At 26.0% G+C, this 11,283-nt stretch carries 11 protein-coding genes; 7 read left to right on the forward strand and 4 right to left on the reverse strand.

The window, feature by feature from the left end:
- Positions 1-20: 20 nt before the first annotated feature.
- The 4 genes from AJ885_RS07465 to tssJ all read right to left on the reverse strand — a co-directional run bounded on the left by AJ885_RS07465 (position 21) and on the right by tssJ (position 3,099).
- Positions 21-251, reverse strand: a complete 231-nt coding sequence (locus AJ885_RS07465) for a hypothetical protein (RefSeq protein WP_002881838.1) — start codon at positions 249-251, stop codon at positions 21-23.
- Positions 252-475: 224 nt separating this feature from the next.
- Entirely contained in the window at positions 476-1,249 is a 774-nt protein-coding gene (gene icmH, locus AJ885_RS07470; protein WP_002881837.1) for a type IVB secretion system protein IcmH/DotU, read from the reverse strand.
- The gene (tssK, locus tag AJ885_RS07475) at positions 1,246-2,643 is read right to left on the reverse strand and encodes a type VI secretion system baseplate subunit TssK (RefSeq protein WP_070281025.1); all 1,398 of its coding nucleotides are present in this window, start codon (positions 2,641-2,643) and stop codon (positions 1,246-1,248) included. Before tssK ends, icmH begins: the two co-directional genes overlap by 4 nt.
- 9 nt (positions 2,644-2,652) lie before the next feature.
- Positions 2,653-3,099, reverse strand: coding sequence for a type VI secretion system lipoprotein TssJ (tssJ, locus tag AJ885_RS07480; protein WP_002779659.1), 447 nt, complete (start codon positions 3,097-3,099; stop codon positions 2,653-2,655).
- A gap of 125 nt (positions 3,100-3,224) precedes the next feature.
- Here tssJ and AJ885_RS07485 point away from each other — a divergent pair, with 125 nt between their 5' ends.
- The 7 genes from AJ885_RS07485 to AJ885_RS07515 form a co-directional block, all read left to right on the forward strand.
- Positions 3,225-4,472 carry a type VI secretion system domain-containing protein gene (locus tag AJ885_RS07485; RefSeq protein WP_044779648.1) on the forward strand — a complete coding sequence of 416 codons (1,248 nt, stop codon included), beginning with the start codon at positions 3,225-3,227 and terminating at the stop codon, positions 4,470-4,472.
- A 68-nt stretch (positions 4,473-4,540) separates the two neighbouring features.
- Positions 4,541-5,026, forward strand: a complete 486-nt coding sequence (tssB, locus tag AJ885_RS07490; RefSeq protein WP_002881833.1) for a type VI secretion system contractile sheath small subunit — start codon at positions 4,541-4,543, stop codon at positions 5,024-5,026.
- 1 nt (position 5,027) lies between these two features.
- Entirely contained in the window at positions 5,028-6,482 is a 1,455-nt protein-coding gene (gene tssC, locus AJ885_RS07495) for a type VI secretion system contractile sheath large subunit (RefSeq protein WP_002881832.1), read from the forward strand.
- Positions 6,483-6,484: 2 nt separating this feature from the next.
- Positions 6,485-6,877 (forward strand): type VI secretion system baseplate subunit TssE, encoded by a 393-nt coding sequence (tssE, locus tag AJ885_RS07500; RefSeq protein ID WP_002881831.1) that lies wholly within the window; start codon positions 6,485-6,487, stop codon positions 6,875-6,877.
- On the forward strand, positions 6,874-8,595 hold the full coding sequence (tssF, locus tag AJ885_RS07505; protein ID WP_002881830.1) for a type VI secretion system baseplate subunit TssF: 1,722 nt from the start codon (positions 6,874-6,876) through the stop codon (positions 8,593-8,595). Before tssE ends, tssF begins: the two co-directional genes overlap by 4 nt.
- On the forward strand, positions 8,592-9,494 hold the full coding sequence (gene tssG / locus AJ885_RS07510; protein ID WP_002881829.1) for a type VI secretion system baseplate subunit TssG: 903 nt from the start codon (positions 8,592-8,594) through the stop codon (positions 9,492-9,494). The genes tssF and tssG overlap by 4 nt, the downstream gene beginning before the upstream one ends.
- A gap of 135 nt (positions 9,495-9,629) precedes the next feature.
- Positions 9,630-11,283 (forward strand): contractile injection system protein, VgrG/Pvc8 family (locus tag AJ885_RS07515; protein WP_251988562.1); only part of this gene is annotated, 1,654 nt, incomplete at its 3' end.

Below are 11,283 nucleotides of genomic sequence, written 5' to 3' on the forward strand. Positions count from 1 at the left end.
CAAAATACCCTAGAATCTTATTATACTTTAGGAAGTTCATTTAACTTACACATATTCCTAAATTGCCAATAACTAGGCTCTAAATAATAAGAATAAGGAGTATAATAAAAGATAATTAAGCCTATACTTCCAAGAAAGACTAAAAACTTTGAAACGCTTTTTGTAGATTTAAAGATGATTTTATAAATAAATTTTAATATAAGATAAGAAAGAATAGTAGAAATTATAATAAGAAGTAATATATATGTCATGGGTTATCTCCTTAGATTCTCTATTTTATTAAAATTAAGATGTAATTTTGTGGTTTAGTGTTAGCAGTATAACTTTTTCTTTATCATTAAAATAATAGAGCTTGTTTTTTCATATATTTTTATCCTTTTATAGGTTTTGCATTTGATTTTTATTCTAGCTGTAAAATAATTTTTATTTAATTTTACTCATAACAAATAAATTGATATTTAAAAATTTAGTATATTTATTCTATATGTGTTAAATTTTTTATCAATACGGATATATTATTATCCACTTTAAGATTATTGGTTTCTAAATTGAAAATTGCATAGCTTAATACTCCTAATATAATCAATGCTGGCACAACGATAATAAGTTTTTTAAAATACAATCTTATAAATTTTTGCCAAATATTTTCTTTCAAACCAGTTTTATATGCTTTATTAAAAGCTAACTCTTCTTCTATCTTATAAACCGGTTTTAAAGATGTGGCAATATTATTGCAAAAATGAATTATTTTTTCATCTCTATCCTTAGTCTCATTATATTTTCCTTTATAACCAAGAATCAAACAAGCATAGATAAATTCCAAAAAATCTTTAAACTTAAAAGGGTTATTAATCCAAGATGATGCAATATCATAAAAATTATTTCCACCTAAAGTTTCATCAAATAACCTTACAGTTAGAGTATTGTGAGCCCAAAAATTAATAAAAAGTTCATTTTTCATTAAGCTTTCATCTATAAAGACACAAAGACAATATTTGAATTTAATAATTTCTTTTTCATCATATTCTTTACATATACTTAATTTAGCGGTTATATCTAAAATTTTATTAATCAATGTTTCTCTAAGTTGATTAATACTACTTGTATCCATAGAGCTTATTTTTGAAAGTCTATAAGAAAGCAAAAGCAACTCCAAAGAATAATCAATAATTTTATTGTTTTTTAAACCATCAAAATCTGAATCAAGAAGTAAGCTTAATGCCTTTTTTTCTTCATTTATTTCTTTCATTGAAATACCGCCCACATTATAATATCAGGGTTTTTTATATTGTTGGTCAAGTACATACTAATGATACTTTCATTTTTAAAATCTTTAAACAGTTGATCTCTTTTATCTAATTTATAATAAACATAACCATTTAAATAAGGAATGCTAGATGGAACATTAGATACTTGATCTACATTTAAGCCCTCAAGCTGAGTTGCGACTATATTTTTAATTTTACTTTGAGTATGTATCTTGCTTTGAATTTTAAAATTATTAAGTAGATATTCTGTAGTAACATCTGCACAAATTGCGAAATAAATTTCACTTTCTTCTAAAATTCCCGAATTATCAAAAATAAAATCATAAAAACCGTTGCCGTTAATACTAGTCTTAGCTATAAAATATTTAGGGCTTGTGATTTTAGAAAATAACAATCTTAGATTATTCATCATATTTAAAAAAGTATTATAAAGATTATCGTGTTTATAAGGAATAAAATCTAAAAAAGATTCTTCGTTGCTAAAAGCTGCAAGCTCTCCTTGAAATTCTAAAAATTTTTCGTATAAAAATTCAGGATGTATTTTATCTTTTTTTGATAGATGTGAAAATATTAAATACCATTTTTTTAAAAGATTAAGGGATAAAAAAGTGCTAAAATCCAATGTATTTTTTGTTTGATCGATTCCTTTAAAAACATTAGATAGAACTTTTTTATGTTGATTGATTGAAAAAATAATTTCTTCCAAAAAGGATCTTATGGTAGATATTTTACTGATATTTAAGCAAGTGGGTATAAAATCACTTTCTAATTCAATTTTTTTATTGATATCAATATTTTTAATTTTTGCAATTGGTAATTCAAGTTCATCAGGAGTTGAATTACCTAAAATGCCAAGTTTTAATCTTAAACTAGCAAGAAGTAAATCTTTTTTCTCTTGTGTAAAAGTCAGATTTTCAAGTTCGTACTCATCTTCAATTTTGTCCATTACATTAGATTTTGAATCATCATAATTTCTTAAAGCAATACTATTTCTAAGACATATAAACTTTGAATTTGGAAAAGTATTTCTTAAAGATAAATCAGCAATATCAGTAACTCCGATAGGAATTTTTAATACCACAACTGAATCAATTAAAGATTCATAATTGATTTCAATAGGCTCAGGCAACAAATCTTGCTCAGGTGCATTAAAAATGCTTCCATCTTGTGCGATACCTGAAATTTTAGAAAGTGCAATTTTTCCTTGCAATAACATCTCTTGAGAAAATTCCAAGTCTATTATTCCATATAAATTACTATATATATTTATAGTTTTAAGATCTATATTTCTATTAAAAAATCTTTCTTGCTGCTCAAAATGGGTTTGTCCAATATTAAGTCCATCAAACCAAGCAACTTTTAATTTATTTGCCATATATTATTCCTATTTAATTCTTTTGATACCTTCTTTGGATATTTCAAATTTTAAATACTTATTCTTCCCAAACCCATTTGCATCTTCGGTCTTTGCCCATATTTTTGTTGTTTTTTTTGTATTATTTGCAAATAATACAAGAATGCCTACATAAGGAACCTCTTCTTCATCTACTTTAACCGCGATAATATTGTCTTTAGGTGCAATTTGCGTTTTAATAGAATCAAGTTTATCCTTGCCTAGTACCCCCTCTTCTCTAGTAGCCAAATCTATATCACTTGCTTCTTCAAATTTTTTAATATCCTTAAGTTGATATACAATAGCCGTAACAGGAACATCATCATGTCTATTATTAAGATTGGAATTCTCTACATTATTTATCTTAACACTAACAACACTTGAGCAAGCGCAAAAGAATAGTGGCAATAAAAAAAATAAACTTTTTTTACAAAACATGAAACTAAAGTATCCTTTCTATCTTAGAATATATAATTTATGATTAATTGAGTAAATTTTTTAAAAAATTAACATAATATTTTTTAAAATTTAATTATAATGAGGCAAATTTTTGGAGGAATTAAATGTATTTTTGTGATCAATTGAAAAATAATTTAGATGAACTACAAGAATTTCAGTTACTTGAAGATGAGATGTCAAAATATAAGACTTTAAACCATGAAAATATTTCTTGGGATAAAGTTTATCAATATTCTCAGTTTATATTATTAAATCATTCTTTAGATTTTAAAATTTGCAACTATTTTCTTTTATCGTGTTTTAATTTAAACAATGAAGAATGCTTTGAAAAGCTTTTGCTTCTTTTTCAACATTTAAAAAAACTTATAGATGAAAATAATGCTTATATATTAGCTCAAAAGCGAAAAATTCAAATTTTTATTCAAAATTTTATTCAAGAATACAATAAAACAAAAGTGCTTATATCATCTGAGATTGTTAATCAATTTATTACTTTATTTTCCGAATTTGAAAATTTGCTATCTTGCAATTTTGCAAAAATTGAAATTGCTCAAGTTGCACCACAACTTCCAAAATCTCCTGTAGCTCAAGTATCTGTAAACATTAGAAGCGATAATATTAACTCTTTAAACGAGAGAGAATATAAAAATTTTTATCAAAAACTTGCATTTGAGCTTTTGGAAGAGGATGAAAATAATCTCAATATCTACGCTTTATTCACCCAAGCAATGTGGGGGAAAATCAGGTGTTTGCCTGAATGTAATAATGAAAAAATTACTAAAATAAGAAAACCTGATGCAGATATAATTCGTATATTGCTTTCTGATAAAGAAAATGATATAGAACATATTAAATGTTTTATGCATGAACTTATTTTAAATCCTTTTTGGATAGAGGGTGTACAACTCTTTTGTGATTTTTTAGAAAAAAAGAAAAAAAATAAACAATTAGACATTCTTATAATATTAACAAGTGATTTTATTTCTAAATTTGATACTATTGAACTTCTCCGTTTTCAAAATGGTGATTTTATCTGCAAAGAAGAAGTTTATAAATATTTTGTTAAATCCAAAGAAAATAAAAAAAGTTTTTTTTCAAGTAAAAAAACTGACAAAGAACATACATTACAAGATTTTGAGCAAATGCTGATGAATATTGATAAAGAAAATTTTAATAATTCTATTATGAATAATATTAATTCCTTGCTAGATATGGTAAAAATTTTTGAATCAAAAGGAATGAAAAAGAACTCTAAAATTTTAAATATATACTTAGTAGAGTTAATGGAAAAAACTCTACTAAAAGATTATCTAGCCGAAGAATATGAAAACGCAAAAAATAAAATTAAATGATGCAAGATTAAATTTAGCAAATTTTAATATAATAATTAAGCTAAAATTTTTATTTTTAAGGATTTAAAATGTCAGATGGATCTCATGCTCCAAAGGAACGAATTAATATTACATATAAAGCTAAAACTAATGGACAAAATGAGGATGTGGAGCTGCCGTTAAAATTAATGGTAATGGCAAATTTAAAAGGAAAAAACGAAACCCCCTTAGAGGAAAGAGAAATTTTGCAAATTAACAAGATCAATTTTGATCAAGTTATGAGAAAACTCAATATAACAACGAGTTTTAGCGTAAAAAATACTCTTGGAACAGGAGCTGAAGAGCTTGATGTTAAGCTCAATATTGCTAGCATGAAGGATTTTTCTCCAGATAGCTTAGCTAAACAAATACCTGAGTTAAACAAATTATTGCAACTAAGAGAAGCTTTAATGGCTTTAAAAGGTCCTATGGGTAATATTCCTGATTTTAGAAAAGCTGTTTTAGAAGCGTTAAAAAATGAAAAAACTAAAGAAAAGTTACTTTTAGAAATTAAACAAGAAGAGCAAGGAAATTAAAATGGCAAATACCAAAGTAATTGATACGCCAATTATTGAACAAATTATGGAGAAAAGCAAATACTCTAAAACTGATGAAAGTTATAGTATTGCCAAAAGAGGTGTTGCTGAATTTATTTCAGAAATTGTAAAAAGTGATAATGCCGAAGAAAAAATCAATAAATTTGCACTTGATGAAATGATAGCCCATATTGACCATTTACTCTCAAAACAAATGGATGAAGTTTTACATAATGAAGAATTTCAAAAACTTGAATCTACTTGGCGTGGACTTAGATTTCTAGTTGAAAGAACTGATTTTAATGAAAATATAAAAATCGACCTATTTGATATAAGAAAAGAAGAAGCTTTAGAGGATTTTGAAAACAATCCAGATATAACACAAAGCGTTGTTTATAAAAATATATATTCTTCAGAATATGGACAATTTGGAGGAGAGCCTGTAGGAGCAATCATTGGAGATTATCAACTTGGATCAGCAAGTCCTGATATGACTTTTTTAAATAAAATGGCTAGTATTGCGGCTATGAGTCATTCTCCCTTTTTAACATCTTTTGGACCAAAATTTTTTGGGCTTGATGATTATTCTGAACTTGCAAATATTCAAGATTTGCAAGGTTTGCTAGAAGGTCCTCAATATACAAGGTGGAGAACTTTTAGAGAAAATGAAGACTCTAAATATACAGGCTTACTAGTGACAAGATTTTTAGCAAGAAGCCCTTATGATCCTGAAGAAAACCCTATTAAAAGCTTTAACTATAAAGAAAATGTTCATGCTTCGCATAATCATTTATTGTGGGCTAATTCTTCGTATACTTTTTGTACAAGATTGACAGAAAGCTTTGCTAAGTATAGATGGTGTGGAAATATTATAGGACCAAAAAGTGGAGGGACTGTTAAGGATCTGCCTACTTATCTTTATGAAAATTTTGGAACTATACAATCAAAAATACCTACAGAAGTTTTGATTACAGATAGGAGAGAGTATGAACTTGCAGAAGCAGGTTTTATAACTTTAACATTAAGAAGAGATAGTAATAATGCAGCATTTTTTTCAGCAAATTCTCCGTTAAAACCAAAATTATTTCAAAATACCCCAGAAGGTAAAGAAGCTGAAACAAATTACAGATTAGGAACTCAACTTCCATATATCTTTTTAATTTCAAGATTGGCGCACTATTTAAAGGTTTTACAACGAGAAGAAATAGGGAGCTGGAAAGAAAGAAGCGATATTGAAAATGGACTTAATGAATGGATTAGACAATATATTTCCGATCAAGAAAATCCACCTTCTGAAGTGAGAAGTCGTCGTCCATTTAGAGCAGCACAAGTGAAAGTTAGTGATATACCAGGAGAGCCAGGATGGTATAAAATAGGGCTAAGTGTCCGACCTCATTTTAAATATATGGGCGGTAATTTTGAACTTTCTTTAGTAGGAAAATTAGATAAAGAATAATAATGTCCTTGCTAGATAAACTGATCCATAATTTAGATGAGCAAAACATTCATATTCCATTCTATCAAAATGATTTTGAGGATGTAAAGAATAATATAAAAGTTTTGCTCAACTCTAAGATTAATGACTGTTATACCGCGAAAGATTTAGGGATGCCAAATATGACTGACATTAATCTTAGTTCTAGCGAATTATGCATATCAATGGCTAAGGAAATAAGAAAGTTAATTGATAGTTATGAAAAAAGAATACGAGTTGTTTCTATTACTTATGATAATAATTTAAGTCCTTGGCAACTTTCTTTTATTGTAAAATGTTTTTTTCAAGAGGATCGTTTTAAGGAATTTAGTATAGAAATTATTTTTAAAAATAATAGATATTGTGAGGTTAAATGAAAGATAATATCTTTTATTATCAAAAAGAGCTTGAATATCTATATGAAACTAGGGAACATTTTGTAAAAAATTATCCAAAACTAGCTCCATTTTTAGCTTACAATAGCAAAGATCCCGATGTAGAAAGAATTATTGAAAATTTAGCCATCCTAAGTTCTAAAATTCACCAAGAACTTGATGAAAATATCCCGCATATTGCAGAATCTTTAATCAATATAGTTTCTCCAAACTATACAAATCCCATACCCTCATTATGTATGCAAGAATTTAAACTTGAACAAAATAGCAAAGAAAATAAACTTACTATTCCAAAAGGAACCGTTGTTAAATCAAAACCTATAGATAAATGCATTTGTGAATTTAAAACTGTTTATGATGTCTATCTTTACCCTATTTCGATAAATGAGGTTTTTGCATCAAGTAAAAACCAAGACTATACTTTTAATTTAAAATTACAAATAGATAAAGCAGAAACAAAAATAAGTGATTTGGGCTTAGAAAAAATTAATTTATATTTAGGTAACGATACTTACATGTCTACTACTTTATTATTATATATACATTCTTATTTGAAAGAATTAAAAATTCAATGTTTGGAAACTGATGAAGAATTTTTTCTTAATACTTACGATATTGAAAAAATAGGATTAAATCCAGATGAAAGTAGTTTATCTTATAATGATTTAGGCTTTGAAGCTTTTTCTTTGTTAAGGGAATATTTTTTTATGCCCCATAAATTTAATTTTCTAAGAATTAATAACTTAGATATTTTAAATAATTGCCAAGGAAGAACAATTAATATTGAATTTAAATTCTCTAAACCATTTCCTGCAAATTGCATATTTAGAAAAGAATTGTTTTCTTTAAGTATGACGCCTATTATCAATATCTTTGCAAAAAGCGCAGAACCTCTTATAAATAATCATAAAAAAGATAGTTATCGAATTTTTGTTGATAGAAGCCAACCTAAAGCTTATGAGATTATACAAACATTGCAAGTTAAAGCACACAATAGCGAAGGGGGTAAAAGATTATTAAAAAACTATAAGAGTTTTGAACGTTTTGAATTTTTAAAAGATAATCAAAAAGACTTTTATAGCATAAATACTAAAAAGAATTCTAAAGGAGAAGTATTTAGCGAAATTTCCTTTTTCTCCTCTTATTTAATGGATGAAACTATAAGCATTGATCTTTTATGCTCCAATGGAGATCTGCCTTCAAGATTAAAAATAGGAGATATTAATAATTGTAATTTAAAAGGTGTTGATACTAAAAATATCGAAATTCCAAGTGAAGCGAGAAGATGCAGCGTTGATGGCAATTTATTGTGGAAACTTGTTTCTGTATTATCTTTTTCTTATCAAACCATATTAAGTAGAAAAGCTTTTTTTGGTGTATTAGAAAGCTATAGTTTTTTAGATAATCAGTTAAATTGGAAATCTTATGAACTTTTAAAAGAATCTATAGTTGATATTCAAAGCAAAAGCACTTATCTAATTGATGAAAATATTACAAAAAAAGGGACCTTAGCTATTTTTAGTATTAAGGATTCTAAGTTTTATACTTTAGGTGAAGTATATTTACTAGGATTAGTTATATCCAAATTTTTAGCATCTTTTGCTAGCATTAATTCCTTTTGTGAATTAAAGATAAAATGTCTTGATTCAAAAGAAATTCTGCATTATCCTGCTTCTTTTGGAAAAAAAGCTTTAATATGAATGATCCAACTTCATATAGTTTTTTTAAACTTATAAGAAAGCTAGAAAAAAATTATGGGAAAAAAAATATATTTTTAAGAACCAATAAAAGTTTAAAGCATCCAAATAAAGATTTAGAAAAAATTATTTTTTCAGATCAATCATTTATAGAATTATTTGTAAATTTTATGGGCTTACATGGAGTTTCCTCACAACTTCCTTCATTTATGTTAGATAAATTATCCAGAAATGAAGATGGAGAACAAGGTTGGACTTTATTTTTTGATTTTTTTAATCACTATTTACTTTGGATATTTTTCGATGTTATTGGCTTAAAAAATTATCCAAGATCTTTTAATGATAATTTTAAAGACTCTATTTCTCAAATTTTATTTAATATATTAGGAATTAAAGAATACGATATTGCAAAAAAATATTTACCATTTGCACCTTTATTATTGAGCTTAAGACGTCCAAAAACATATATAGAAAGAGTTTTGCAAGTTAATTTTAAACTAAAAGACAAATTATCAATCATTGAAAATTTGCCTCACCAAATTTTAATCTCTGATACTCAAAGAAATAAACTGGGCGTAAAAAATCATGCCTTGGGGAGTAATTTCATACTAGGTGATAAATTTACCTCTTATCAAAATAAAATAGCAATTTATATAAAAGATATTTCATATCAAGAAGCGATTAAATTTATGCCCAATGGAACTAAACATGATGATTTAAAAAATAGCATAATGTTTTTAACAAATAATGAATTTTGTGTTGATTTATATCTTAAAATCAACTATTCTTCAGAAATGAAGTTTGTGTTAGGAGAAGAAAATACCGCCAAACTTGGCTGGGCAAAAATCTTAGGAAACACGCAAAAAAAATTCACCATAGTATATATGAAACTTTATGAATAAATATTCATAATCATAAAACACACTCAAATTTACCCCAACTATGCTACAATATTTACAAACAAATATAAATAAAAATTTAATCACACTTATAAGCTTTGTATTTGATAAATCTTATTACCACATTAAGGAGAAAAAATGGCCTCAAATTCCTTTATGAGTCTTAATATATCAAATTCTACTTCAAATCCCCTACCCTTTAAAATCACTAAAGCCATTATCAAAGAAAGTCTTGAAGAACTTTTTTCTATAGAATGTGAAGGTTTTTTTGAAAGTTTAGATGAAAGCTTATTTAATCTAAGTCAAGATTTTAATTTTCATCCTAATGTTTTAATCGATCAAGAAGCTATTTTAAGTATCCATAATCCTTATGAGAATAATACCTTAAACTTTGATAACAATGAAGTAAAAAACTATAAGGGAATTATCACTTATATAAAATATCTAGGTATTAATCATGAAAGTGCTTTAAATATTAATGATAGCACTTCAAATACTAAGCAAATAAAATACAAGCATTTTTTTTCTTTTAAGCTTCAATCAGTCTTGATAAGACTTTCTTTAAATAAAGCCAATCGTATTTATACTCATACTAATATTATAGAAGTGATTAAACAAACCCTTGGTTTTTATCAAGATATCTTACATAAAGAAATTGATTATTCTAATATACATTTTAATTATGAAGAACAAGAACTCATCTCTCAATACAATGAAAGTGATTTAGACTTTATTACAAGATTAAGCCATAATAATGGAATCTTTTTTTATGAAGATGAGAACACTATTTATTTTTGTGATGTGTATAAAAATGTAAAAAATAAAGAAATTGAGTATAATCCTAATATTAATAATATTTTAAATCAAGCTTGTATTTCTTCTATTTATAAAGAGCAAAGCTTAAGAACTAATTCTTTTACACATTCTAGTATTAATGCCAATACTCCTTTAAATCTTTTATCTTTACACTCTAGTAAAGTTCCTTATGAACAAGAACTTAATAACAAAGCTTATTATAATGAACATTTTTATGAGAGTGAATATTCTTTTACAAAAAGCATTGATTTAAAGACTAAGCCTTCTCTTAAAGAAAAAAGAGCCTTAGTATTAAATGAAAGCTTACTAGCAAAAAGTAATATTTATCATCTTAGCTTAGGAGATTTTATCACTTTAAATTATAAGGAGTTTAATCATCAAGAAGAAATAAAAAATCAAGATGAAGAAAAACAAGATAAAGCTTCTTTGCTTAAAGACTTTATTATTATTGCTAATACTCAAATCTTAATTGATGATGCCATCTTAGCTAATTCTATTAATACTAATGATCATTTAAATTTAAAAGATTTAAATTTAAGTAAATCTTATTCTAATACTTTAACTTTATTAAAAAAGAATATTATCTTTACTCCAAGTTTTAAAGCTAAACCTAAAGCTCCTAATGGCACTCAAGGTATTGTTATAGGAGAGAGTAAGGATATAGAAAGTGAGAGAAATACTATTTATACTGATGAGCATGGAAGGGTTAAGGTAAGGATTAATCTTTATGCTAATCAAGAAGAATTAGATAATGATACTTTTATTGCAAATGATATAGATACAAATTCTTCTAATTTATCAAGCAATACTTATAAATCTTATCATCACACTCCTTTTTTAAGAGTAGCTTCTAGTATAGCAAGTAATCATTCAGGTTTTTTTCATACTCCAAGAATAGGAGATGAAGTGATTATTTCTTTTTTAGATGATGATATAGATAAACCTTATGTAAGTGGAAGTTTGTATAATGGGGCTA

The organism is Campylobacter sp. BCW_6464 (genome assembly GCF_001762775.1).
Taxonomy (GTDB): Bacteria; Campylobacterota; Campylobacteria; order Campylobacterales; family Campylobacteraceae; genus Campylobacter_D; species Campylobacter_D jejuni.

Bases quoted from the DNA above. Each gene is read 5' to 3' on its own strand.
- AJ885_RS07465 (WP_002881838.1), bottom strand. From the start codon at position 251: ATGACATATATATTACTTCTTATTATAATTTCTACTATTCTTTCTTAT.
- icmH (WP_002881837.1), bottom strand. From the start codon at position 1,249: ATGAAAGAAATAAATGAAGAAAAAAAGGCATTAAGCTTACTTCTTGAT.
- tssK (WP_070281025.1), bottom strand. From the start codon at position 2,643: ATGGCAAATAAATTAAAAGTTGCTTGGTTTGATGGACTTAATATTGGA.
- tssJ (WP_002779659.1), bottom strand. From the start codon at position 3,099: ATGTTTTGTAAAAAAAGTTTATTTTTTTTATTGCCACTATTCTTTTGC.
- AJ885_RS07485 (WP_044779648.1), top strand. From the start codon at position 3,225: ATGTATTTTTGTGATCAATTGAAAAATAATTTAGATGAACTACAAGAA.
- tssB (WP_002881833.1), top strand. From the start codon at position 4,541: ATGTCAGATGGATCTCATGCTCCAAAGGAACGAATTAATATTACATAT.
- tssC (WP_002881832.1), top strand. From the start codon at position 5,028: ATGGCAAATACCAAAGTAATTGATACGCCAATTATTGAACAAATTATG.
- tssE (WP_002881831.1), top strand. From the start codon at position 6,485: ATGTCCTTGCTAGATAAACTGATCCATAATTTAGATGAGCAAAACATT.
- tssF (WP_002881830.1), top strand. From the start codon at position 6,874: ATGAAAGATAATATCTTTTATTATCAAAAAGAGCTTGAATATCTATAT.
- tssG (WP_002881829.1), top strand. From the start codon at position 8,592: ATGAATGATCCAACTTCATATAGTTTTTTTAAACTTATAAGAAAGCTA.